The following is a 23,905-nucleotide window of genomic DNA, read 5'->3' as shown; positions in this document are numbered from 1 at the left end:
AATCAGAACTTCCTGTTGTATGAATCAGAATTCTTTACTTCCTGTCAACAATCAGCCATTAACAATCAGCCACTACTCCTTCCGCACGCGCTCCAGGTTCAGCGTGTTCATAGGGTTTGGCATTAGCCCCTGCACATTGTTCTGCGTCAGTCGCACCACCTCGTCGTAGTAAAGCACGATCACCGGCGCTTCCTCCACAATTATCTGGTCCATCTGCTGGTACAGCGCCCAACGCTTTTGGGCATCACGCTCCAGCTTGGCCTGCTCATACAGGCGGTCGAACGCCGCATTTTTGAAGTGTGTTTTGTTCGGACCGGCCGGTGAGAAGTTCTTGCTGTAGAACAGGGCCAGGTAATTCTCGGCATCAGGGTAATCGCCGAGCCAGGACTTCATGAAGAAAGGAGCGCGGCCGTTGTCTACCGTTTCCTGGTGAGCAGGGGCCTGGTTAATGTCTATCTGCACCTGCACCCCCACCTCGGCCCACTTCTTCTGCATGTACTCAGCCAGCTCCTTGTGCTCCGACACGGTGCTTAGCCGCAGCTTTAAGGGGTTCCGGGCCGAATATCCTGCCGCCTGCAGCAGCTCCATCGCCTTCTTTGGTTCATAGCTGTAGCCCCGCACCAGGCTGTCGTTGTAACTTGGCAGCGAAGGCGGCACGATACCTGAGTGCCCCGGAATGCCGATATTGTTCCGGAAGTAGGCCAGCATTTCTCTTTTGTTGATGGCATAGCTCAGCGCCTGCCGCACGCGCTTGTCCTGCATGGCCGTGTTCGGGTCTTTCAGATTGGTGGGGTCCAGCTGGAAGCCAATGTACTCAGTGTTCAGGTAAGGCACCTTCTGCACCCTGAACTTACCGGCAAAATCTTCCTGCACCGTGCCGTCGTTGTTCAGGATCATGTCGCGAGAGCCTTCGGTTATGCTCGACAGAAAATCGAGCTTGCCCTGCACGAAAGTCAGAAACTCCGATTTGCGGTCCGTGATAAACGAAATCTGCACGGCATCGAGGTACGGCAGCTGCCGCCCCTGCTCGTCGCGCCGCCAGTAATTCGGGTTCCTGTGCAGCACAATGGCGTTGCCTTCGTCCCACAGCCTGAAAACGAAAGGCCCTGTGCCTACCGGGTTCGCCCGGAAATCCTTTCCATATTCCGCCACCGCCTCCTGCGGCACCACATAGGCGTAGGGCATGGTCAGAATCTCCAGAAAAGCGATAAACGGCTCGTTCAGGTAAACTTTGAAGATAGTGTCGTTCACTGCCAGGAAAGCCGTGTCCGAAATTGCCCCGGTGGCATCTGTCAGCACCTTGTCGTTAAACACCCAGGCGCCGGTGCTGGCAGTTTTGGGGTCTACAATACGTTTAAAGCTGTACTCAAAATCCTGGGCGGTTACTTTGCGTCCTCTACCACCCGGAAACACTTCGTGGTCGTGAAAAAACACGCTGTCGCGCAGGTAAAAGGTATAGGCGCGGCCGTCTTCCGACACATCCCAAGCACTAGCAATGGCCGGGCCAATCTTTAGCTCCCCATCCAGCTCCACCAGGCCATTGTACAGCTGCGTAGCCGCCCAGATGTTGGCCTGGTTCCGGGCAAAAGCAGGGTCCAGGGAAGAGAGCGCGCCGGGTTGGTTATACTTAAAAACTTTTTTGCCCGTTCCGTCACTAGGGCCTTCGCTACACGACAAAAGTACCAGCCACAACAGGTTCAAAAATATAAAGGGTCTTTGCATTGCGAACATCTTAGTTGGCTAAAATAATGTATCTTTGTGGAAGTTTAAGGTATGCTGTGTAGATATTAAAGCATTTTTCAGTCTTATGATAGAGATCACGTATTACGGCCAGTCTTGCTTTTCATTTAAAATCGGGCAACACTACGTCTTGTTCGACCCCTTTATTTCCCCGAATGAATTAGCCAAAGGCATTGATGTAGACAGTATTAAGGCTGATTATATTCTTCTCTCACACGGCCACCAGGACCACGTACACGACGCAGAGCGGATCGCCAAAAATAATAACGCCACGCTCGTCGCCACCTTCGAAATTGTGAACTGGTTCAGCAACAAAGGTGTTGAAAAAACGCACCCCATGAACACCGGCGGCAAGGTAACATTGCCCTTCGGCACGGTTAAAATGGTCAATGCCGTTCACTCCAGCTCCCTGCCCGACGGCTCCTATGCCGGCAGTGCAGCAGGCTTTGTAGTGGAAACCGAAAACCAGGCATTTTATTTTGCCGGTGACACAGCCTTGACCTACGACATGAAGCTGATTCCGGAACAGTTCGACCTGGATTTTGCCCTGCTCCCAATCGGCGACAACTTTACCATGGACATACACGATGCCCTGGTAGCAGCCGATTTTGTGCAGGTAGATAAATTTATTGGCATGCACTACGACACCTTCCCTTACATTAAAATAGATAAGGAAGAGGTAAAAGAAGTAGCGCAGATGGCGGGCAAGGAAGTAATTTTGATGGAGATAGGCCAAACGATAAACCTATAATTTTAGAATGGGAAAAATAATTGCGGTTGCTAACCAAAAAGGTGGGGTAGGCAAAACCACCACTGCCATTAACCTGGCAGCAAGCCTGGCAGCCTTAGAATATAAGACACTACTGGTAGATGCAGATCCGCAGGCAAACGCCACCTCCGGCCTCGGCTTCGACCCGGCCAGCATTACGGCCAGCATTTATGAGTGCATGGTAGAAGAAGCCAAGGTAGAAGACATTATTCTGGTGTCGCCTAACCTGGAGTTTCTGCACCTGATCCCCTCCCACATCGACCTGGTGGGGGCTGAGGTGGAAATGATCAACCTTCCGGACCGCGAGGAGAAGATGCGCGAAGTTTTAGCGCCCTTGCGCAATACCTACGACTTTATCATTATTGACTGTTCGCCCTCGCTTGGCCTTATCACGGTAAACTCCCTTACGGCAGCCGATTCGGTGGCCATACCCGTGCAGTGTGAGTATTTCGCCCTGGAAGGACTGGGCAAATTGCTGAATACGATCAAGATAATCCAGTCGAGGCTGAACACGGAGCTGGCCATTGAAGGTATTCTGCTCACGATGTACGACGTGCGCCTGCGCCTGAGTAACCAGGTGGTGGAAGAGGTGAAGACGCACTTCCAGCAGATGGTGTTCGAAACCATTATTCCAAGAAACGTGAAGTTGAGCGAGTCGCCCAGCTTTGGCATTCCGGCTATTCTGCACGATGCAGAGAGCAAAGGCGCCCTGAGCTACCTGAACCTGGCCCGCGAGATTGCAGAGAAGAACAGCGTAGCGCTGGCGAAATAACTTATTGTTTACATGTCTGATAACAAGAATTCAACAGCAAAACGTAAAGGAGGCCTCGGAAGGGGCCTGAACTCTCTATTGGAGGGGAATAAGTACACCGGTAAAATCGATTCAACCACTTTAAACTCTGTCAATACCATCGCAGACATAGCTATTGATCAGATCCAGACAAACCCGTTTCAGCCCCGCACGCATTTCGATCAGGCGGCGCTGGAGGAACTGGCTGAATCTATTAAGATACAAGGCATCATTCAGCCTATCACGGTGCGCCAGCTCGACCAGAACAGCTTTCAGCTGATTTCAGGTGAGCGACGTTACCAGGCTGCGAAAATTGCCGGGCTGACGACCATTCCAGCCTATATCCGCAAGGCCGACGACCAGCAGATGCTGGAGATGGCCCTGATCGAGAACATCCAGCGCGAAAGCCTGAACGCTATTGAGATTGCTCTCTCTTACCAGCGCCTGCTCACGGAGTGCAGCCTGAAGCAGGAAGAACTAGGAGACCGGGTAGGTAAAAAACGCACCACTGTAACCAACTACCTGCGCCTGCTCAAACTTCCCCCAGATATTCAGATCGCCCTTCGCGACAACCTGATTACCATGGGCCATGCCCGCGCCCTCATCAACATCGACACCATTGAGAAACAGCTCGACGTGTTTAAAAAGGTGGTGGCCGAAGAACTGTCGGTGCGGAAGGTAGAGGAGCTGGTTCGGAACCTGCAGAATGCCAACAAGAAGCCTGACCCGCAGCAGAAACTGCAATTCAACAAATACGAGGAGGAAGTAAAGCAGGTAGAATCGCGCCTCTCTACTCAATTCGGCACTAAAATCATGGTGAAGGCGAATAACGAAGGCAAAGGCGAGATAAAGATCCCGTTTGTGTCGGTGGAAGAGCTTAACCGTATACTGGAAATCTTAAACTATTAAGGCCGCATGAGGTGTATCTGTTGCTTTGCTGGTCTATTGCTACTGCTCCTACTTTGCCTGCCTTCTGCAAAGGCTCAGGTGATTACGGAAGGGCAGGATTCGGTAGTGGTAAACGTTCCGGCCACTGTGGCGGCTGCAGATACGACCAAAGAAAAAGGCTTCTTCCTCGACCGCTGGGACCGGCCCGCCAAAGCTGCTTTTTACTCCGCCATATTGCCCGGCCTGGGGCAGGCCTACAACAAAAGCTACTGGAAAATTCCTATCCTATATGCGGGCTTGGGCACCATCGGATACTTCCTGATAGACCACAACAAAAATTACCAGGATTTCAGGACTGCCCTTATTGACCGATCAAATGTTGATCGAACAGATAAGTATATTGATCACCCAATACTAGGTAAAAATAACCCGAACGGCAGCGCGAACCTGCGCCGTGCCCGGGACCAGTATCGCCGGTGGCGCGACATGAACGTGCTGCTGGCCATTGGCGTTTGGGGCCTGAACATTGCCGAAGCGCATGTGCACGCACACCTTAAAGATTTTGATATCAGCGATGACCTGTCACTGCGGGTGCAGCCCGGCTTGCTGCATTCTCCTACGCTTACAAACAATGCCCTCACCCCGGGCTTCACGCTAACATTATATTCCAGATAAGATGAAGATTTTATTGATTGGCTATGGCAAAATGGGCCAGACCATCGAAAAAATGGCTCTCGACAAAGGTCACCAGATAGCCGGTATCATAGACCAGCACAACACCCACGAACTGGCAGATTATTCAGGTGCCAACGCAGATGTAGCCATTGAATTCACACACCCCGAGGCTGCTTATGGCAATATTTCTTATTGTCTGCAAAACGGTATTCCAATCGTTTCGGGCTCCACAGGCTGGCTGGCAAAGTTTGAGGAGGCAGCAGCGCTTTGCAAAGAGCAAGATGGCGCCTTTTTCTACGCTTCCAACTACAGCGTAGGCGTGAACCTGTTCTTTCATTTTAATGAGTATATTGCCAGTAAAATGAAAGATTACCCTGAGTACCAGGTGGCTATACGCGAGGTGCACCACCTGCAGAAAGTAGATAAGCCAAGCGGCACCGGCATTACCACTGCCGAAGGTATTCTGGCCAGCTACCCGAACCTATCAGGCTGGTCGAGCGACGAAGAGGTGGAGAACAAAATAAACATTATATCGGAGCGTGAGCCGGATGTGGTGGGCACGCATATCGTAGAATATCGCTCCGCTATCGATAAAATTGAGCTGGGCCACATTGCCCATAGCCGCACCGGATTTGCCGGAGGCGCCCTGATGGCCGCTGAATGGCTGAAAGACCGCAAAGGAGTTTACGGCATGAAAGACATGCTGAACCTGTAACAATAGTGCAAGGCATGAAAGTTAAATTCTGGGAGACAAAACCAACTAAAAAAGAACCCAAAAAGAAAAAGAGCGTGGCCCGCGAATGGGGCGATGCCATTCTTTTTGCCGTAGTGGCCGCCAGCTTAATTCGCTGGGCTACTTTTGAGGCCTATACCATCCCGACTCCATCCATGGAAAAATCGTTGCTGGTGGGTGATTTTCTTTTTGTGAGCAAGCTGCATTATGGTCCTCGCACGCCAAAAACGCCGCTGCAGGTGCCGCTTACGCACCAAACCATCTGGGGCACCAACATTCCCTCCTACTCCGACCTTATTCAGCTGGATTCGTACAGGCTGCCCGGTTTTTCGGAAGTGAAACGAAACGATGTGGTCGTGTTTAACTATCCGCCGGAAGATGAGCACCCTGCTGACCTGCGTACTAATTATATCAAGCGCTGCATCGCCATTGCCGGCGACTCTATAGAGATACGCAACATGCAGGTATTCGTGAATGGCCAGGCGGCGGAGAACCCGACTCAGATGCAGTACAAGTACCTGATCATGGCCAAGAACCACCTCTCCCAAAAGTTCTTTCAGGACCGCAACATTAACCTGAGCGATGTGTATACGGCCCAGGGAGGATATGTGGTAGATGCCTCACCAGAACTTGCCCAACAGATAAAAGAGCTGGACTTCATAAACGATGTCATTCTGTTAAGTGCAGAAAAAGGAAAAGCAGACTCCCAGATTTTCCCGCATGTGCCCAGCAAATACGAGTGGAACCACGACAACTTTGGCCCTGTGTACGTGCCTAAGGAAGGCGCCACTGTCGCTATCACGCCAGAGTCGCTACCTTTTTACGAGAAGGTGATACTTGATTATGACGGGAATGAGAATGCGGAAATTCGTGATGGCAAACTTTTTATTGATGGTCAGGAACAAACGGAATACACCTTTAAGCAGGACTACTATTTTATGATGGGCGATAACCGCCATAACTCCATGGACTCACGTTTCTGGGGCTATGTGCCAGCCGATCATATTGTAGGCAAAGCCGTGCTCATCTGGATGTCAACGAACGTGGAAGGCAGCTTCCTGAACAAGATACGCTGGAACAGGCTGTTTAATACCATCGATTAAAATCATACTACCGATACATAAAACAGGCCAGCCACGAACAACGTGACTGGCCTGTTTTGTTTTACTTCAGATTCATGTATACGTCGGCAAGCCTTCTCTCCCCTATCTCCAAGCAGGAACTGTTTAGTAGGTGGCACTTATTTTCTGATGTTACGCCCCTTGATCAATAGCTGCCTTCTCAGGCAATTATTTGAATGAAAAAGGCCCTCCTGAGGTTTCTGGTGCTGCGCTGTAGCGGCTTTACAAGGTAACGCTGTTGGTAATGAACCAGTTATGCCCCATGATTGGCTACACACGCAAGCTCCAATAGATTATGTTAAGTTCGACCGGCTTCGGCGTTACAAGGTAACGCCACTACAGCAGGGCTTTAGGCAAACTGGTGCGTAACAGCAGTATTGATCAACAATCAAATTATTCCAATTAAAAAGGCCCTCAGGAGGCGCTGCTGTACACGATCAGTTCACGAATTATTCTAATCAAAACACCCCTTCAGAAACAATACTGGCTACTGCTGCTCAACCCTCCTGTGCTCAAATTCTATACAAGCGTTGTGTTCAAATCCTTCCTTCCCGTTCTACAACTCCTTATGTGGTATAGCGCACAAAATTTACCTTTAGGCACAAAAAAAGGACGCGCTCTACTGAACGCGTCTTTTTTGGTTTGGAAAAAACTACATCTACAATCGTACTCAAACTAAATTAACTTACTCATGTTGAGCAAATCACAAAATCTATATGATAGTGTCTATATAATAGTGCTTAAGCCTACTTCTATATTATTCTTATCAGGCATAACTTCTATACCGTGCATCACAAAGTAAGCGATAAAATTACCTACCTGCTCAGTGGTGTAAGGCGAAGCCGCATTCAGCTCCGGTGTCAGCACCTTTTTATCTAAGGCGTTGTGCACTGCCTTCTTTACCAGATCTGCTTCTTCCTGCAGGCCAAAATGCTCCAGCATCATGGCAGCCGACAGGATGGTGGCAATCGGGTTGGCGATCTTCTTACCTGCTCCTTGCGGGAAAGACCCATGAATCGGCTCAAACAAAGCCACTGAGTTGCCTACAGAGGCGGAAGGCAGCAAGCCCAGCGAACCAGCGATCACAGAAGCCTCATCCGAAAGGATATCGCCAAACATGTTCTCCGTCAGGATCACATCAAACTGTTTCGGGTTCAAGATAATCTGCATGGCGGCATTGTCCACGAACAAGAAGTCCAGCTCCACACCAGGATATTCCGGAGCAATCTCCTTTACCACTTCGCGCCACAGCCTGGAGGTTTCCAGCACGTTGGCCTTGTCTACCAGCGTGAGCTTGTTACGGCGTGTGGTGGCTGCCTGAAAGGCCAGGTGCGTAATGCGCACAATCTCGCTGCGGTCGTAGGTGCAATGGTCGTAAGCGCCTTCGCCATCTTCGGTGCGACCTTTGTCGCCAAAATAGATACCGCCGGTCAGTTCGCGGTAGATGAGCATATCAGCTCCTGCTACACGCTCATTTTTGAGCGGGGAGTGCTCCAGCAGCACGTCGTAGGCCGTAACCGGACGGATGTTGGCAAACAGTCCCAGCGACTTGCGCAGCTTTAGCAGCCCCTGCTCCGGACGCACCTTGGCAGCAGGATTGTTGTCGTACTTCGGATCACCGATGGCGCCTAGCAAAATAGCGTCTGCCGCAAAGCAGCCCTGTAGTGTTTTATCAGGCAATGGTTCGCCTGTGGCGTCTATGGCGCAGGCACCCATTAAATGAGTCTCAAACTCAAACTGGTGACCAAACCTGTCGGCAACTGCTTCCAGCACCTTAATCGCTTCGTCACAAACTTCCGGCCCGATTCCGTCGCCGGGAAGTACCGCAATCTTTTTTCTTAATACGCCCATGGCCTGTTGTTCTCGTAAGCTTCTATAGCCTCTTTCTGATTCACTAAAAAGTCAATATCGTCGTAGCCATTAATAAGGCATTCTTTCTTGTACGGGTCGATCTCAAAAGAGACACGTTCCTCCCACAGCGGCACATAAAATTCCTGCGCCGGCAGGTCCACGATCAGCTCGGTGGTCGGGTCTTTCTCTATCTGCACAAACAAGCGCTGCAGCATTTCGTCAGACACCACCAATGGCAGCAAACCGTTGTTGAGGGCGTTGCCCCGGAAGATGTCTGCAAAATAGCTGGAGATGACTACCTTAAATCCGGCATCATAAATAGCCCAGGCCGCGTGCTCGCGGCTGGAGCCACAGCCAAAGTTTTTGCCGGCCACTAATATCTTTCCGGAGTAGCGGCTATCGTTCAGCGCAAAGCCCTCAATCGGGTTGCCTTCGCTGTCGTAGCGCCAGTCGCGGAACAGGTTTTCGCCGAAGCCCTCGCGTGAGGTAGCTTTCAGGAAACGGGCCGGAATGATCTGATCGGTATCTATGTTTTCGATCGGCAGCGGAACTGCTGATGATCGTAGTACTTCAAACTTATCCATTAGTTGAGATATTGGGTTATATCCACGATTTTACCTTCTACCGCCGTAATGGCTGCCACCAATGGGCTTGCCAGCAAGGTGCGGGCTCCAGGACCCTGGCGGCCTTCAAAGTTACGGTTAGAGGTAGAAACACAATAGGCCCCGGCCGGAATCTTGTCTTCGTTCATGGCGAGGCAGGCACTGCAGCCCGGCTCACGTAGTTCAAATCCAGCTTCAGCCAGTATTTTGTCAATTCCTTCTTCTCTGGCCTGCTTCTCCACCAGCTTAGAGCCTGGCACTATGATCGCTTCCACGTTCAGGGCTTTCCGCTTTCCTTTCACAAAAGAAGCCACGGTGCGCAGATCCTCGATGCGGGAGTTGGTGCAGCTGCCAATAAACACATAGTTTATCTCTTTGCCCAACAACGATTCGCCCGGCTCAAAGCCCATGTATTTCAGCGACTTGTCGAAGCTCACCTTTTCACTGGCAGGCACATGATCCGGAATAGACGCATTTAAGGCAATGCCCATTCCCGGGTTTGTGCCGTAAGTGATCATAGGGGCGATGTCTTCGGCAAAGTAAGTCAGGTCAGCCTCGAAGGTAGCGCCCTCTTCGGAATAAAGTGTTTTCCAGTAGGCCAGGGCCTTCTCCCACTCTTCTCCCTTGGGCGCGTACTTGCGGCCCTTAATATATTCGAAGGTAGTCTCGTCGGGGGCAATCATGCCGCCGCGGGCACCCATTTCGATGCTCATGTTGCAAACCGTCATGCGGCCTTCCATGCTCAGTGAGCGGATGGCGCTGCCGGCATACTCCACAAAGTAGCCTGTAGCGCCACCTGTTCCGAGTTTGGAGATAACATAAAGGATTACGTCTTTGGCGGTTACGCCTTTTCTAAGCTCGCCGTCTACAGTTACGCGCATGCGCTTGGGGCGGCTCAGCAGCAGACACTGCGAGGCCATTACCTGCGTTACCTGGCTGGTGCCAATACCGAAGGCTATGGCTCCAAATGCGCCGTGCGTGGAGGTGTGGCTGTCGCCGCACACAATGGTCATGCCGGGTTGTGTAATACCCAGTTCCGGACCGATTACGTGTACGATGCCCTGGTGCTGGTGCCCCAGCCCGAAAAGCTCTACGCCAAATTTCTGGCAGTTCTCGGTCAGTTTATCTACCTGCATTCTGCTCAGAGGCTCCTCTATCGGCAGATGCTGGTTTTTAGTGGGAACGTTATGATCGGCGGTAGCCACTATCTGCCTTTGTCGGTAGAGCGGCAGGTTACGCGCCTCCAGTTCATCAAAAGCCTGCGGGCTTGTTACTTCGTGAATTAAGTGCTTGTCGATGTAAAACACATCCAAGCCACCACCCGGGATCGACTTCACAACGTGCGCATCCCAGATCTTATCAAATAATGATTTTGCCATAAATTAATTAGCAGCTACCAAATTCTCCTGTTCAACAATATGGTGCAGGTCTTTGTCCACCACTTCTTTTTTCTGATCTGCCATCTGCAGGAAAGAGGCATAGGCCTTGTCCAGCGTTTCCTTATCAAAGGTGTAACCCAGTTTTTGCAAACGGTACGCTAAAGCAGCACGTCCTGAGCGGGCCGTCAGCACAATAGAGGAGTCGCTCACGCCTACATCTTTCGGGTCAATGATCTCATAGGTTTCTCTGTGCTTGATCACGCCATCCTGGTGAATGCCGCTGGAATGAGAGAAGGCATTTGCCCCTACAATGGCTTTGTTTGCCTGCACCGGCATCCGCATCATATCCGATACCATAGCCGAAGTCAGGCTAAGCAGCTTCGTGTTAATATTGGTGTCCAGGTTCAGGTATGGGTGCTGACGCAGGATCATAACAACTTCTTCGAGCGCTGTGTTCCCGGCTCTCTCCCCTACTCCGTTTATCGTGCACTCGATCTGGCGGGCGCCGTTTATAACACCTGCTATTGAGTTGGCCGTGGCCAGCCCCAAGTCATTGTGGCAGTGCGTGGAGAGCGTTACTTTATCCACACCTTTCACGTTCTCAACCAAATATTTGATTTTAGCGCCATATTCCTCCGGCAGGCAATAGCCGGTAGTGTCGGGGATGTTCAGCACGGTGGCACCGGCCTTTATCACTTCTTCGCACACCCTGGCCAGAAACTCATTGTCGGTACGGCCGGCATCCTCTGCATAGAACTCAACGTCTTCTACAAAAGATTTTGCCAGCTTAACAGCCGCGATGGCACGCTCGATCACGTTTTCCTGCGAAGTGCGCAGCTTATATTTTACATGCAGCTCCGAAGTGCCGATGCCGGTGTGGATTCTGGGCCTGGCAGCGCCTTTGAGTGCTTCTGCCGCAACCCGTATGTCGTTTTCAACAGCACGGGTCAGACCGCACACCGTGGCATGCTTGGTTTGCCTGGCTATTGCTTTGACGGCCTCAAAATCGCCTGGACTGGAGACCGGAAAGCCTGCCTCTATCACATCTACACCGAGCAACTCCAGCTGATTTGCGATCACCAACTTCTCATCCATATTCAGCTTGCAGCCAGGGACTTGCTCCCCGTCGCGCAGCGTAGTATCAAATATTTGTATTTTTTGAACCGACATTGTTACTTTGGTCATTAAAGCAGAAACAGTCTTTTTTTCTTTTCACAAGAACAGAGTTTATATGCTTTGCAAAAAACAATTATTAACTTTATCTACTATTTCTAAGTAGATTTTTATTTATTACAACACACTGAAATTAAACAAGTTACCTTTATAAATTTTACAATGCCTAACGCTAATACCGACCCGGTTTTTCAATTAGTGAAATCTTTAACACGATCTGAGAAACGGCACTTCCGCCTGTTCACCAACAGGCAGGGCTCCAGCGAAGGCCTTAAATTTTTGCAGCTGTTCGATGCCATCGAAAGCCAGGACAAGTTCGATGAGGAGAAGATCCTGAAGCAGGTGCCGGCCATCAAGAAAGTGCAGCTGGCCAACCTGAAGGCGAACCTCTACAAACAGTTACTCTCGAGCCTGCGCATTTACCACGCCAGCCAGAACCAGGACATTCAGCTGCACGAGCAGCTCGACTACGCGCGGGTGCTGTATAACAAGGGCTTTTACCAGCAGAGCCTTAAAATGCTGGAGAAAGTAAAAATAGCCTCCCGCCAGGCCGAGATGCTGCACATTACCCTGCGGGCGCTCGACTTCGAGAAGCTGATCGAGTCGCAGTACATTACCCGCAGCCTGAAAGGCAGAGCGGAGTCTTTGTCGGACGAGGCCATGGACACGGCCCGGCACGTATCGCAGATGCATGCCTTATCAAACGCTTCCCTGCGGCTCTATGGGCTCTATATTAAGGTGGGCCACGCCCGCAACAAGGAGGAACATGACCAGATCACGGCTTTTTTCCGCTCCACGCTGCCGGAAACGGATTTGCAGGGAGCCGGCTTTTTTGAGAAACTGTATTACTACCAGTCGCATGTGTGGTATTACTATATCATACAGGATTTCAGGGCCTGCTACCGCTATGCCCAGAAGTGGGTCGATTTGTTTGAGGCTAACCCCGGCATGCAGGACAGGCAGAGCACCCAGTACATAAAAGGGCTGCACAACCTGCTGGCTGCCTTGTATAACCTGCTTTACTACAGCAAATTTAAAGAGGTGCTCCAGATGCTCGAGACCTTCGCAGCCGACGAGAACAGGCGCCGAAGCTCCAACACGGAACTGCTTTTGTTTCAGTACATTTATGCCGACCGGATAAACACGCATTTTATGGAAGGCACGTTTTCGGAAGGCGTGAAACTGGTACCCGAGATTCTGGAGAACCTGAAGCTGTACCAGTCGCAACTGGACCCCTACCGGCGCCTGATCTTCTATTATAAAATTGCGAGCCTGTACTTTGGCAGCGGCGACAACCACACCTGCATCCAGTACCTGAACAAGATCATCAATTTCAGGGATGTGGGCTTGCGGGAGGATTTGCAGTGCTTTGCCCGCATCCTAAACCTGATTGCCCACTACGAGGCCGGTGAAGACGAGGTGCTGGAGTACCAGATCCGCTCCGTTTACCGCTTCCTGGGCAAGATGAACGACCAGCAGCAGATGCAGATCGAGATTTTCCGGTTTCTCAGGAACCTCGGCAACGTGGCGCCGCATGAGTTAAAGGATGCCTTTATTGCGCTGCGGGAGAAGCTGTTGATCATTGCCGCTGACCCCTACGAACGCAGGCCCTTCCTCTACCTCGACATCATATCCTGGCTCGACTCTAAAATAGAAGGCATCCCGGTGCAGGAGATCATGAAGCGCAAGCACAAGGAGATGAAGTAGGCGCACCTGTGGCAGCAGCAGAAGGGTTCAGGAACTCCGGAGGGCCATTTTTATTGAAATAATTTGGTTGCTGGTTAGTTGTTAATGGTTGCAAGGACACCAGAGCCTTTCCACGTTGTCATCCAAAAAGGATTTTGTGAGCGAGAAGCATATGACAATGGCCAAAGAACATACTGTAAATCCTTAAAATCCTTATTCTGACAAAAACCTACCAATCAATCGGCTCCTTGCCTTTAGACTCCAGGTAGGCGTTGGCTTTGCTGAAGTGGCGATTACCGAAAAAGCCCCTGTCGGCGGCAAACGGCGAGGGATGTGCTGACTGCAGCACCAGGTGTTTGCCGGCATCAATGATGGCTCCTTTCTTCTGGGCGTACGCTCCCCAGAGCATAAACACCACGTTCTCTTTCAGTTCATTTACCTTCTGCACCACGGCATCAGTAAACTGCTCCCAGCCCTTTTTCTGGTGAGAGCCCGCAGCGCCAGCCCGCACCGTGAGGGTGGCATTGAGGAGCAGCACGCCCTGCTGCGCCCAGCGCTCCAGGTTGCCGGTGGCAGGCAGGTCTTTGCCCAGGTCGCTTTTAATTTCTTTGAAGATGTTGATCAGCGAAGGTGGCATCCGGACTTCGTCTTTCACTGAAAAAGCCAGGCCGTTGGCTTGGTTAGGGCCGTGGTAGGGGTCCTGCCCAAGAATGACTACCTTTACCTGGTCGAAGGGGCACATCTCGAAGGCATGGAAGATCTGGTTACCCGGCGGATAAACTTTTTGGGAGGTGTACTCGTCTTTAACAAAAGTGACAAGCTCCTTGAAATATGGCTTTTCAAATTCATCTTGTAGCACTTTCTGCCAGCTTTCTTCTATCTTTACAGTCATGAGTTGGTTCGAATGGTGGGTTGCGATTTAAAATTCTTGAGCTTTTTTTCTGCTGATTACAGCCAGAAACGGTTCCAAGTATACAAAAAACTCTAAACATGGATGCAAAAACAACAGAAGGCGTTAAAGTGACGGTTACCACCAATTACCTTCCGGATTATTCCAGTCCGGTTCAGCAGCACTATGTTTTTGCCTATAAGATCAGTATAGAAAACAACAGCGAATTCACGGTAAAGCTGCTCCGGAGGCACTGGTTTATCCACGACTCTGCAGGTGTTGTACGGGAAGTGGAGGGAGAAGGTGTAGTGGGCCAGCAGCCGACTCTGGAGCCGGGCGAATCGCATGAATATGTGTCGGGCTGCAACCTGAAAACGGGCATGGGCAAAATGCGTGGCACTTACCTGATGGAGCGCCTCGTAGATGGCAAGCAGTTCCATGTCACCATCCCCGATTTTACACTCATCGTGCCTTACAAGCTTAATTAGGTGCCTCCGGCAGGCTAATTCCGTTAGAAAAACCTGATTGCCGGTTGTTGATTGTTAAAGTGTTCTGTTGAAGATTCTGCACACAGCAAATTCAACTCATAAATTTAACTTTTAACTCAAAAAAAGTCTTAAATCCCAGAAAGAAAAAGTGCTTCCTTTTCGATTAGCTGCTGAATACCTGCTCTACCGGCTTCGGGCCTTTAAATTACATGGTGTTCATTCCCCTTTTGTTTTTGACCTTTACCACAACGTAATCCTGCATGACGGGCATTTTGTGGCTAACGAGCGGGTAGAAACCCTGCGGCAGCAACTCCTGGAAAGCGACCAAAAGCTACAGGTAACAGATTTTGGGGCGGGCTCCAGAGCCGGGCTTAAAAAGGAACGCAAAATAAAGGACATTGCCCGCACCTCGGCCAAGCCCGCCAAATACGGGCAGCTGCTCTACCGGCTGGTGAACCACTTTCAGCCCAAAACCATTTTCGACCTCGGCACCTCGCTCGGCATTACCACCTCTTACCTGGCCGAGGCTCGGAAACAAGCCAGCCTCTACACGTTCGAAGGTTGCCCGGCTATTGCTGCTGCCGCTCAGCAAAACCTAAACTTACTGGGCCTGGCACATGTGCAACTTGTGCTCGGCAACCTCGATGAAACCCTGCAGCAGCAACTCCAGCAAATCGACAGCCTTGATTTCGCTTTCTTCGATGGGAACCACCGCTATGAGCCCACCATGCGCTACTTCGAGGCCTGCCTGCAAAAGCACCACGAGCACAGCGTGTTTGTGATCGACGACCTGTATTGGTCCGGAGAGATGAAACAGGCCTGGCAGGACATCAAAAAGCACCCGCAGGTGCACCAGTCGGTGGATCTCTTCTTTATCGGGCTGGTATTTTTCCGCAACACGCAACCAAAGGAGCATTTCACGCTGAGCTTTTGATAGTTGCCTGAATAAAAATTGCCAGAATCAGGATTTTCAGGATGGATGGATTAACAGGATTCTTTGCCAGGCATCCTACTCGCCATCAAAATTATTTAAATAAAAATGGCCCTCCGGAGCTCATCTTATAGGGACCCTACCCCAAGAATTTACAGAGTTTCTTAACCTCATAAGGAATGGTAATAAAGTCAGTACCATTTTTGATTTCTATCCTCTTTTTATCTTCTGCAGAACTCAAACCTTCCAATCAGTTCATTCTTAAATAGAGGAAAATTAGCACATAAGCACATTAAATCCTGCTGCTGGTAGCTTGAGGTCCTGATCAGCCAAGAGGGCTGAGGTAACGGGAATGATCTTATTTCTCACTCCCTAAACCTTCAAAACTCCTAACTTTCTACCTTACAGGATGGCCTGCCTGATACGGATGAGCTTTTGCAGCAATCCTTCCAACTGGTCGAGGGGCAGCATGTTGGCGCCGTCTGATTTGGCGATGCTGGGTTGTGGGTGCGTTTCGATGAACAGGCCGTCGGCTCCTACGGCAATGGCGGCTTTGGCGATGGTTTCGATCAGGGCGGGTTTGCCGCCGGTTACGCCGGAGCTCTGGTTGGGCTGCTGCAGCGAGTGCGTCACATCCATCACCACGGGTACCTGGTTGGCCTGCATTTCGGGCAGGTTACGGAAATCCACGACCAGGTCGGAGTAGCCGAAGCTGTTGCCACGATCCGTCAGAATTATCTTCTCGTTGCCAGACTCCCTTACTTTGTCTACTGCAAAACGCATGGCGGCACCCGATAGGAACTGGCCTTTCTTGATGTTCACTACTTTTCCTGTTTCAGCGGCAGCTATCAGCAGGTCGGTCTGGCGGCACAGGAAGGCTGGAATCTGGAGCACATCCACATAAGCGGCAGCCATGGCGGCTTCTTGGGTTTCATGAATATCGGTTACGGTGGGCACCTCGAACGTCTCCCCTACTTTCTGCAGAATCCGCAGGGCCTTTTCGTCGCCAATTCCCTGAAAAGAGTCGAGGCGGGAGCGGTTGGCTTTGCGGTAGGAGCCTTTAAATACAAGCGGAATCCGGAGCTTGTCGGTTATCTCTTTCAGGCGCTCTGCTATCTGCAGGGCCATTTCCTCGCCTTCGATGGCGCAAGGGCCCGCCAGCAGGAAAAAGTTTCCGGAGGTGGTATGCTTTAGCTTTGGTATTTGGAACATAAGTGTAATGACAGAATTACTATATGAATGAATGGACTGTAGGGTGCCCGCCTGGTTCTGCTGACAGGGGTAAAGGTACAAAGTAAGTAAAGTCCTCAGAATATTTTGAGTAACTAAAAATGATACAGCAGCTAAGAAAGCTTTTATGGCTATCAGGAAGCATCTTTGTAAGGACCTAGAATTTTTTAATTTCTAACTTCTAATTAGCTAAGCTTCAAAAATGGGTCTGCAAACCTATCAAACAGGCACTTACAGCTTTTGCAGACAAATAAACAGCTCTTTCCCCTGCCGCGGCGGAATAGAGTTGTAGGCCCGCTCAAAATGCAGAAATTTGAAATAGGTAGCAAAATAGCTGCGGTACTCTTCCCGGTCGCCGCCAAAAGGCGGGCCCGGTTGCTCAAACTGCGTATCGAATAATACGCCGACAAGTTTACCACGCGGCATCAGCAGGTCGGCGCATTTTTTGGCGTAGGCAGGCCGCAGGGCTGGCGCCAGGGCACAAAAGAAAGTCTGCTCCACGATCAGGTCGTACTGCCCCTGCAGCTCAAAAAAGTCCTGCTGCAGGAGCTGCTCCTTCGGAAAATCGGGCACACGGGCAGCAAAGTTCTGCAGCGGCGCCCCGGCAAAATCTGCCAGGATAATATTCCGGAACCCGGCCCTGAACAAATATTCGGCCTCCCAGCCATTTCCACAACCAGGAATAAGTATGCGCAAATTCTTATCTGTAAGCTGATCAAAATATTCTTTGAGCGGTGTCGTTATTCTGGCAGTATCCCAGCCAGTTTGCGCAACCTTATAGCGGTTCTGCCAGTATGTGGCGTTAAATTCTTGTGTCATGATATATATTTAATAAAGCTAATCTCGTATATTTGATACTTGCTCAATGCCGCAGACAATCTAAAAATCCTTAATTTTACCTCAGCTTTACATACAACTTAAACCATTTTCTATGGCAACTAACACTCCTGAAAACAGAGGTAACAGAAAGCTGCTGATTGGCGGACTTTTCGTCATCCTTGTTAGTATTAACGGTATTCTGCTCTACAGTAACTACCAGAAAAAAGAAAAAACGGAGGAGCAGGCAGAAGTTATACGCATAAAAAACAGTGAACTCGAGAATCAGATAAAAGTATACGAAGCCCTGAAATCTGACTTTGAGCGGCAAAGCCAGGAACTGCAGGCGATGGGCCTCGAAAACGATTCGCTCGAAGCCCGCATCACCGTGATCATGGCAGACCTGAACCAGTTACGCGGCTTCCGGAAAAGCAGTTTTACCCTGGCCGACCAACGCAGGTTCAGGGAGCGGGCCGGCAATTTTGAAAAGCAGCTAAAGGTGAAAGACCAGGAAATAGCCAACCTTAAAAAAGAAAACGAGGTGCTGTTTACTGAAAACACCACCCTCAAAACGACCCAGAACAAACTCAGCGACAGCCTTACCACCTTTAAATCGACAAACCAGAATCTTACCGAGAAAGTAAAACTGGCCTCCCGGCTGGAAGCCCAGGACATTGCCGTAAATATTATAAACCAGCGCGGAAAAGACAAAGACAACAAGTCTAACGAGTTCAGGACCAGGCAGGTAGACAAAATCCGGATTGCTTTTAGGCTGGCTAAAAACGATGTAGCCCCAAAAGAGCCTAAAACAGTTTATATGCGCATGATCGAGCCTGATGGTGCTGCCCTGTATAACCTCAGCACCGGCTCCGGCTCTTTCCAGATAGATGAGAAAGACATGTACTACACGGCCAAACGCGATTTCGTGTTCGACAACACCCAGCAGGAACTGAGCTTTGTGTACGACAAAGAGGCTGAGTACAAAAAAGGAGAGCACACCATAGAGCTGTATGCCGATGGCTTTATGATCGGGAGAACCTCTTTTGTGCTGAAATAGCTTCCTGGTTCAGGCACTGAACACACTTTCACGATAACCAATACGGCCTCTGTTTCTTCAGGAACAGAGGCCGTATTGGTTAGTGGCAAACGATAAAGCCATCATCTTGAGTTACCTCCACTATACTTCATTCCTGAGGTTACGCACCTTGCTCAATAGCTTCCTTTCGGGCAATTATTTGAATAAAAAAGCCCCTTCGGAGGTTCTGCTGCTCTTTATGGGGGTGTTACCCTGTCAGTGCTTTTGGTTAACTGGTGCGGAACATCTGTTAATAATTTCACAGGTCTTGTTCTGGCTTTAAGTACTATTTGGTTGAGCCCCGTGTTTAAATCTCTGAAAAAAGGCAGGCAGAAACTAAAAAAGCCCATTCCATCGGAAGGGGCCTTAGTCCATCATTCACATTGATATTTTCGGGAGTCAGGAAGCTACATCCTGCTCTATAAACTCTTTCCGGTCTTCCAGCACTTTAAAGTTCTCCACCATTTTTACCGACTCGGCCACATCTTCCGTAAAGATGGCGATCATAGCCCCCTCTTCGGCATTTTCCAGGGCGTAGGCAATGGCGCGCATCTCTTCGGGTATTACCTTCACGGGTTTATGCGCTGCCACTTCTTCTATGCCCAGCATTAGCTGGTTCACTATTTCTTCCGGGGTTTTGCCGCGCAGATCATTGTCGAGCCTGATAATGATTTCATCAAACACGTCGCCTGCCACTTTTCCCAGTTCGTAAATATCCTGCGGCCGCCTGTCGCCTACGCCCGCCACAATTCCGATTTTCCGACTCACAGGCAGGTCACTCATAAACTCACCCACTGCCTTTAATCCGCCCACATTGTGCGCGTAGTCAACCAACACCTCAAATTTCGGGAACCTGAAGAGGTTCATGCGCCCCGGCGTTTTAGCCGGCGACGGTATAAAGGTGCGCAAGGCGGTTTTAATATCTTCTATGTCGAAGTGCGAAATGTAACCTGCCAGTGCAGCAGCCAGCACGTTTTCGATGTTAAACCTGGCCCGGCCTCCAAACGTGAGGGGCACATCGGCCACACGGTCTATCCGTATTTTATAGCTGTTCTTAAAAATCGAGATATAACCGTTTTCAAACACAGCGGCTAAACCGCCTTTGGCTATGTGCTTCAGAATGCGGGGATTGTTTTCGTCCATGCTGAAGAAAGCGACCCTGCACTGCACTTCTTTGGCCATGGCGTACACCAGATCATCGTCTGCATTCAGAATGGCGAAGCCCTCTTTGCTCACGCTCTTCGGAATAACCGCTTTTACACGGGCCAGTTCCTCCAGCGTATGGATATCGTTCAGCCCCAGGTGGTCAGAGCTCACGTTGGTCACAATACCGATATCGCATTGCTGAAAACCGAGGCCAGACCGCAGCAAGCCTCCACGGGCGCACTCCAGCACGGCGAAGTTCACGGTGGGATCCTTGAGTACGAACTCGGTGCTGTAAGAGCCGGTGGTGTCGCCTTTTTCGAGCAGCTTGTCCTGTATATAAATGCCATCGGTGGTGGTGTAGCCCACCTGGTAGCCTTTGCTCCGGACCATGTGCGCCACCAGCCGCGTGGTAGTGGTTTTACCGTTGGTGCCGGTTACCGCGATAATCGGGATGCGGGAAGGCTTGCCATGCGGAAACAGCATGTCGATTACCGGCTCTGCCACGTTACGCGCCAGGCCATAAGTTGGTGAGATGTGCATCCGGAAACCAGGGGCGGCATTCACTTCGAGCACGGCGCCTTTGGTTTCGTTGAGCGGAATGGCGATATCGGTGGTCATAACATCGATGCCGCAAATGTCCAGACCGATCAACCCGGCGATCCGCTCTGCCATCAGGATATTGTAAGGGTCTACCAGGTCTGTTACGTCGGTGGCCGTGCCGCCGGTGCTGATGTTGGCGGTGCTTTTGAGGTAGAGCACCTCCCCTGCCGGCAGCACACTCTGCGCTGTAAGCCCTTTGGTGCGCAGGATCCGGCGCGTCTGTTTATCGATAGAGATCTGGGTGAGAACTTTTTCGTGTCCTATGCCTCTTCTCGGGTCCTTGTTCTCGCGGTCAACCAACTGCTTGATGGTAGAAAAACCGTCGCCGGTAATCATAGCCGGGGTGCGCATGGCAGCCGCCACAAATTTACCGTTTATCACCAGCAGCCGGAAGTCGTTGCCTTCGATATACTCCTCTACCATCACCCCGTCTGAGAAACGGCGGGCATCGGTAAACCCTTTGCTGGCATCTTTGCTGTTGGTGATGTTGATGGTGGCACCCTTGCCGTGGTTCCCGTCGAGCGGTTTGGTCACGATGGGATACCGGAGCCAGCCCAGCACGTTTTTAAGTTCCTCCTGCGAGTAAACGGTGGCGCCTCTGGCTACAGGAACCCCGGCCTGCTCCAGCATCTCCTTGGTGGCTTTTTTATCGCCGGCAATTTCTACGGCAAAGCAGGCGGTGCCGGAGGTCATGGTGGCCTGCAGGCGCTTCTGGTTGACTCCGTAGCCTAACTGGATGAGCGAGTGGCAATTGAGGCGGATATACGGAATACCTCTGCTGACGGCCTCCGACACAATAGAAAATGTGCTGGGCCCGAAATATTCATCTTCCCGAATCTGGTGGAGCCGGGCCACATCAGGTGCCAGCTTGTAATTTTCCCCTTTTACCAGCGCCTGCGCAATTCGTACGGCAGCATAGGCAGCGTATTCGCCGGCACGTTCTTCCTGGTACTCAAACACCACAAACTGGAGCCCCTCTCCCTGCGCAGGTTTGCAGAACCCATACCGGCTCTCCATGCCAGCCAGCCGCTGCAGCTCCAGCGCCACATGCTGCACTACCTGCTCCAGGGGCATGCCCTGTTCTATGGCTTTATAAATGGTTTGCTCCTCTCCTTCTTCCGCTCTGTGCCTGCTGATGCCGGGCATCAGTTTCTGCAGCCGGTACGGCAGCTGAGGAAATGAAGTGGTGAGGGTACCCTGCAGGTCTTCGAGGGCGAGTTTGATAACAATAAGTTTGGTATGGATAACTGACCAGTAGTTTGGCCCACGCATAATGCGTAAATCTATAATCTTCATGATGCTGAATCGATGTTGACGCTAAAGTTTGTCTGGCTTTGTGTTGAATGAGAGCGGAGTTTTCCTATGCGCAGGCCTGGCCTTTCTCTTAGGATCATGCTAAAAGAGCTGTCTGTTTTCTTTTTGTGTTCGTGATGCAGCCCTGTGACCGCAGAAGTGTTCATGCTTTAGGCTGCTGGCTAAACCAGTTGCTGATGTAGGCTCTTCTACGGAAATTGAGGCTCAAAAGATTGCATGATAAAGAAGATTCCGCTTTGTATATACAACTTCCTCATGATCAGATTATTATACAAAATTTCGTATGTATGCACCGTGCGTTTAACCAAAACAGCCACGCCTTTCATACAATAGCTCCAGAAATTATTTCAATGATTTTGCCCCTCCGGAGCTCAGGTTGCAGGGAAAAAGAAGGGCCCAGCTTCCTGCATTTTGTGCCAGTACGAGCCTGCAAGCTGCTTTCTGCCCACAAGTGCCACTAATTCGGGTTCAGGATATTCGACTTTCAGAACGGCAACAAGAAAAGACCATAAATATGATTCCGACCTTTAACCCTTCAGCAACCAGCAATTATTTGAATCAAAATGCCCCTCCGGAGGTAAAAGCGACTCCTGGTGCCGCCGCTAAAATGGCAAAGTGAAACAGAGAGAGTACAGGTTTGGCAGAAATTCAGAAAAGGGTGACTGTTAAGAGATAAAACAGAATACCCCAGGAAAGGCGGAGAGAATACGCGCTCGTGTGGCGACGACTGTGTGGGAATGCGCCTGCAAAGGCAGAAAAAGCAACAGCCCCTTAAACCTGGGTTTAAGGGGCTGTTGTTGTTAAAAGAGGTAACGAGCGGATTCGAACCGCTGTAGCAGCTTTTGCAGAGCTGAGCCTAGCCACTCGGCCACGTTACCGTGATTGGGAGTGCAAATATACACAGACAATGACAGGAGTCAAACTATAAGGGCAAATATTTTAAAAGGAATGGCTGTTTTGATGTCCTTACATTTTACCGCACTTCCGTATTTTCTCCTTAACAGGTCATGCTCAACAGGTTACCCTACTGGGGTCTTACAAATACTTTTTGTAAAGAATATACAGCACTCTCTTGTCTTCCTCTGTCAGCGGACTATTTATATCGCGCTGGATAAAATGCAGCTTAAAAGCCCGTATGGCAGCGGGCAAATCCTGTGTGTCGTAACCGATAATGCGCAGCGCTTCCTGTGGATTAAAGGTTTCCGGAATGCTATCGTACACCTGCTTCTGCACCAGCGCAAAGGTGGTGTCGGAAGTAGCGACGCTCTCCAGCACGATGGTGGGCAGCAGCCTGTCCTCGTCGTACCACAGCCCGAAGCCATTTTCGGCCAACTGCTTCCAGGGGAAATGGATGCTGGGGTCCACTTTGCGGGCCGGCGCAATATCGGCATGGCCAATAAAGTTGGCAGCCGGGATGTTGTAGTTCTTCTTCAGCATAGCCAGCACCTGCAGCAAACTGTTTATTTGGGCCTCCGGAAATGGATCCTGGCCATTGTTGTCGAGCTCTATACCGATAGAGGAAGAGTTCAGGTCGGAGTTGCTGCCCCACTTGCCGATGCCCCCGTGCCAGGCCCGCAAGTAGTCGTTGAGCATGTGGTACACTTTGCCATCGCGGCCAATTACGTAATGGGCGCTTACCTGCGTCTGGTGCTGTGTAAAGGTCTTCAGGGTTTGAGCTGTAGAGTCCTGCTCAGTATGGTGGATAATGACATAATTGGGCTTGCGCAGGTTAAAGTTGGTGGTGCCTACCCAGAAGTCTCCCAGCTGCAGGGCCTCTGAGCCTGGCACCGTAACTGGTGTTTCGCTGAGGGAGCGGGCATAAGCCTTCACCTGCTTTTTATAAGATCGGTTGGCAGCGGCATAAGGGTTTGTGGAGCAGGACGAAAAAAAGGAACCTCCCACTATTAGCAGGAAGGCCAGAAAATAACTCACTCTCATACGGTAATTTTTAAACCCCTAAAGCTACTCATAATTCTGAGCAAGCGCCAGTGTAAGTTAACAGGAGCCCC

20 protein-coding genes and 1 tRNA gene are annotated in these 23,905 nt (G+C 50.6%); 10 read left to right on the top strand and 11 right to left on the bottom strand.

Annotated features, from left to right (window positions below; genetic code table 11):
• Positions 1 to 72: 72 nt before the first annotated feature.
• Entirely contained in the window at positions 73 to 1,722 is a 1,650-nt protein-coding gene (locus FJM74_RS04455) for an ABC transporter substrate-binding protein (protein ID WP_187261364.1), read from the bottom strand.
• Positions 1,723 to 1,810: 88 nt separating this feature from the next.
• Here FJM74_RS04455 and FJM74_RS04450 point away from each other — a divergent pair, with 88 nt between their 5' ends.
• The 6 genes from FJM74_RS04450 to lepB all read left to right on the top strand — a co-directional run bounded on the left by FJM74_RS04450 (position 1,811) and on the right by lepB (position 6,698).
• Entirely contained in the window at positions 1,811 to 2,491 is a 681-nt protein-coding gene (locus FJM74_RS04450; RefSeq protein ID WP_187261465.1) for a metal-dependent hydrolase, read from the top strand.
• Between the two features lie 7 nt (positions 2,492 to 2,498).
• Positions 2,499 to 3,281 (top strand): ParA family protein, encoded by a 783-nt coding sequence (locus FJM74_RS04445; RefSeq protein ID WP_187261363.1) that lies wholly within the window; start codon positions 2,499 to 2,501, stop codon positions 3,279 to 3,281.
• 12 nt (positions 3,282 to 3,293) lie between these two features.
• Positions 3,294 to 4,208, top strand: coding sequence for a ParB/RepB/Spo0J family partition protein (locus FJM74_RS04440; protein WP_187261362.1), 915 nt, complete (start codon positions 3,294 to 3,296; stop codon positions 4,206 to 4,208).
• A 78-nt stretch (positions 4,209 to 4,286) separates the two neighbouring features.
• On the top strand, positions 4,287 to 4,862 hold the full coding sequence (locus tag FJM74_RS04435; RefSeq protein ID WP_317175535.1) for a DUF5683 domain-containing protein: 576 nt from the start codon (positions 4,287 to 4,289) through the stop codon (positions 4,860 to 4,862).
• Position 4,863: 1 nt separating this feature from the next.
• The gene (gene dapB, locus FJM74_RS04430; protein WP_187261360.1) at positions 4,864 to 5,577 is read left to right on the top strand and encodes a 4-hydroxy-tetrahydrodipicolinate reductase; all 714 of its coding nucleotides are present in this window, start codon (positions 4,864 to 4,866) and stop codon (positions 5,575 to 5,577) included.
• Between the two features lie 14 nt (positions 5,578 to 5,591).
• Positions 5,592 to 6,698 (top strand): signal peptidase I, encoded by a 1,107-nt coding sequence (lepB, locus tag FJM74_RS04425; protein ID WP_187261359.1) that lies wholly within the window; start codon positions 5,592 to 5,594, stop codon positions 6,696 to 6,698.
• Positions 6,699 to 7,442: 744 nt separating this feature from the next.
• On the opposite strand, the gene leuB is transcribed toward lepB, so the two are convergent.
• Genes leuB through FJM74_RS04405 form a run of 4 tightly spaced genes read right to left on the bottom strand, consistent with a single transcriptional unit; the run spans position 7,443 to position 11,718 of the window.
• Entirely contained in the window at positions 7,443 to 8,567 is a 1,125-nt protein-coding gene (gene leuB / locus FJM74_RS04420; RefSeq protein WP_187261358.1) for a 3-isopropylmalate dehydrogenase, read from the bottom strand.
• Positions 8,555 to 9,151, bottom strand: coding sequence for a 3-isopropylmalate dehydratase small subunit (gene leuD / locus FJM74_RS04415; protein ID WP_187261357.1), 597 nt, complete (start codon positions 9,149 to 9,151; stop codon positions 8,555 to 8,557). The genes leuB and leuD overlap by 13 nt, the downstream gene beginning before the upstream one ends.
• Positions 9,151 to 10,548 carry a 3-isopropylmalate dehydratase large subunit gene (gene leuC / locus FJM74_RS04410; protein WP_187261356.1) on the bottom strand — a complete coding sequence of 466 codons (1,398 nt, stop codon included), beginning with the start codon at positions 10,546 to 10,548 and terminating at the stop codon, positions 9,151 to 9,153. The genes leuD and leuC overlap by 1 nt, the downstream gene beginning before the upstream one ends.
• Positions 10,549 to 10,551: 3 nt before the next feature.
• Positions 10,552 to 11,718 carry a 2-isopropylmalate synthase gene (locus FJM74_RS04405; protein ID WP_187261464.1) on the bottom strand — a complete coding sequence of 389 codons (1,167 nt, stop codon included), beginning with the start codon at positions 11,716 to 11,718 and terminating at the stop codon, positions 10,552 to 10,554.
• A gap of 165 nt (positions 11,719 to 11,883) precedes the next feature.
• Here FJM74_RS04405 and FJM74_RS04400 point away from each other — a divergent pair, with 165 nt between their 5' ends.
• Positions 11,884 to 13,428, top strand: coding sequence for a hypothetical protein (locus tag FJM74_RS04400; RefSeq protein ID WP_187261355.1), 1,545 nt, complete (start codon positions 11,884 to 11,886; stop codon positions 13,426 to 13,428).
• A 208-nt stretch (positions 13,429 to 13,636) separates the two neighbouring features.
• Here the strand turns inward: FJM74_RS04400 and ung are convergent, their stop codons facing one another.
• The gene (ung, locus tag FJM74_RS04395) at positions 13,637 to 14,299 is read right to left on the bottom strand and encodes a uracil-DNA glycosylase (protein WP_187261354.1); all 663 of its coding nucleotides are present in this window, start codon (positions 14,297 to 14,299) and stop codon (positions 13,637 to 13,639) included.
• Positions 14,300 to 14,397: 98 nt separating this feature from the next.
• On the opposite strand from ung, the gene apaG reads away from it, so the two are divergent.
• The gene (gene apaG, locus FJM74_RS04390; protein ID WP_187261353.1) at positions 14,398 to 14,784 is read left to right on the top strand and encodes a Co2+/Mg2+ efflux protein ApaG; all 387 of its coding nucleotides are present in this window, start codon (positions 14,398 to 14,400) and stop codon (positions 14,782 to 14,784) included.
• Positions 14,785 to 14,932: 148 nt separating this feature from the next.
• On the top strand, positions 14,933 to 15,718 hold the full coding sequence (locus FJM74_RS04385) for an O-methyltransferase (protein WP_187261352.1): 786 nt from the start codon (positions 14,933 to 14,935) through the stop codon (positions 15,716 to 15,718).
• Positions 15,719 to 16,117: 399 nt separating this feature from the next.
• On the opposite strand, the gene kdsA is transcribed toward FJM74_RS04385, so the two are convergent.
• On the bottom strand, positions 16,118 to 16,927 hold the full coding sequence (gene kdsA / locus FJM74_RS04380) for a 3-deoxy-8-phosphooctulonate synthase (protein WP_187261351.1): 810 nt from the start codon (positions 16,925 to 16,927) through the stop codon (positions 16,118 to 16,120).
• A gap of 249 nt (positions 16,928 to 17,176) precedes the next feature.
• Positions 17,177 to 17,764, bottom strand: coding sequence for a methyltransferase domain-containing protein (locus tag FJM74_RS04375; protein ID WP_187261350.1), 588 nt, complete (start codon positions 17,762 to 17,764; stop codon positions 17,177 to 17,179).
• A gap of 112 nt (positions 17,765 to 17,876) precedes the next feature.
• Between FJM74_RS04375 and FJM74_RS04370 the strand changes: the two genes are divergently transcribed.
• Positions 17,877 to 18,818, top strand: coding sequence for a hypothetical protein (locus tag FJM74_RS04370; RefSeq protein ID WP_187261349.1), 942 nt, complete (start codon positions 17,877 to 17,879; stop codon positions 18,816 to 18,818).
• Between the two features lie 417 nt (positions 18,819 to 19,235).
• On the opposite strand, the gene cphA is transcribed toward FJM74_RS04370, so the two are convergent.
• The 3 genes from cphA to FJM74_RS04355 all read right to left on the bottom strand — a co-directional run bounded on the left by cphA (position 19,236) and on the right by FJM74_RS04355 (position 23,834).
• Entirely contained in the window at positions 19,236 to 21,878 is a 2,643-nt protein-coding gene (gene cphA, locus FJM74_RS04365) for a cyanophycin synthetase (RefSeq protein ID WP_187261348.1), read from the bottom strand.
• A gap of 825 nt (positions 21,879 to 22,703) precedes the next feature.
• Positions 22,704 to 22,774: transfer RNA gene (locus tag FJM74_RS04360), tRNA-Cys, on the bottom strand.
• Between the two features lie 157 nt (positions 22,775 to 22,931).
• On the bottom strand, positions 22,932 to 23,834 hold the full coding sequence (locus FJM74_RS04355) for an N-acetylmuramoyl-L-alanine amidase (RefSeq protein WP_187261347.1): 903 nt from the start codon (positions 23,832 to 23,834) through the stop codon (positions 22,932 to 22,934).
• Positions 23,835 to 23,905: the final 71 nt, after the last annotated feature.

The sequence above is a fragment of the Pontibacter beigongshangensis genome, from assembly GCF_014332515.1.
Taxonomy (GTDB): domain Bacteria; phylum Bacteroidota; class Bacteroidia; order Cytophagales; family Hymenobacteraceae; genus Pontibacter; species Pontibacter beigongshangensis.
Note: the sequence above shows the minus strand (reverse complement) of the source record. Positions and strands in the feature narration are given on the sequence as shown.

What these genes read in the sequence shown, in the direction of transcription:
- leuB (WP_187261358.1), bottom strand. Translation starts at nt 8,567, where the DNA reads ATGGGCGTATTAAGAAAAAAGATTGCGGTACTTCCCGGCGACGGAATC.
- leuC (WP_187261356.1), bottom strand. Translation starts at nt 10,548, where the DNA reads ATGGCAAAATCATTATTTGATAAGATCTGGGATGCGCACGTTGTGAAG.
- dapB (WP_187261360.1), top strand. Translation starts at nt 4,864, where the DNA reads ATGAAGATTTTATTGATTGGCTATGGCAAAATGGGCCAGACCATCGAA.
- lepB (WP_187261359.1), top strand. Translation starts at nt 5,592, where the DNA reads ATGAAAGTTAAATTCTGGGAGACAAAACCAACTAAAAAAGAACCCAAA.
- FJM74_RS04355 (WP_187261347.1), bottom strand. Translation starts at nt 23,834, where the DNA reads ATGAGAGTGAGTTATTTTCTGGCCTTCCTGCTAATAGTGGGAGGTTCC.
- ung (WP_187261354.1), bottom strand. Translation starts at nt 14,299, where the DNA reads ATGACTGTAAAGATAGAAGAAAGCTGGCAGAAAGTGCTACAAGATGAA.
- FJM74_RS04375 (WP_187261350.1), bottom strand. Translation starts at nt 17,764, where the DNA reads ATGACACAAGAATTTAACGCCACATACTGGCAGAACCGCTATAAGGTT.
- FJM74_RS04405 (WP_187261464.1), bottom strand. Translation starts at nt 11,718, where the DNA reads ATGTCGGTTCAAAAAATACAAATATTTGATACTACGCTGCGCGACGGG.
- FJM74_RS04370 (WP_187261349.1), top strand. Translation starts at nt 17,877, where the DNA reads ATGGCAACTAACACTCCTGAAAACAGAGGTAACAGAAAGCTGCTGATT.
- cphA (WP_187261348.1), bottom strand. Translation starts at nt 21,878, where the DNA reads ATGAAGATTATAGATTTACGCATTATGCGTGGGCCAAACTACTGGTCA.
- kdsA (WP_187261351.1), bottom strand. Translation starts at nt 16,927, where the DNA reads ATGTTCCAAATACCAAAGCTAAAGCATACCACCTCCGGAAACTTTTTC.
- apaG (WP_187261353.1), top strand. Translation starts at nt 14,398, where the DNA reads ATGGATGCAAAAACAACAGAAGGCGTTAAAGTGACGGTTACCACCAAT.
- FJM74_RS04440 (WP_187261362.1), top strand. Translation starts at nt 3,294, where the DNA reads ATGTCTGATAACAAGAATTCAACAGCAAAACGTAAAGGAGGCCTCGGA.
- FJM74_RS04455 (WP_187261364.1), bottom strand. Translation starts at nt 1,722, where the DNA reads ATGCAAAGACCCTTTATATTTTTGAACCTGTTGTGGCTGGTACTTTTG.
- FJM74_RS04445 (WP_187261363.1), top strand. Translation starts at nt 2,499, where the DNA reads ATGGGAAAAATAATTGCGGTTGCTAACCAAAAAGGTGGGGTAGGCAAA.
- leuD (WP_187261357.1), bottom strand. Translation starts at nt 9,151, where the DNA reads ATGGATAAGTTTGAAGTACTACGATCATCAGCAGTTCCGCTGCCGATC.
- FJM74_RS04400 (WP_187261355.1), top strand. Translation starts at nt 11,884, where the DNA reads ATGCCTAACGCTAATACCGACCCGGTTTTTCAATTAGTGAAATCTTTA.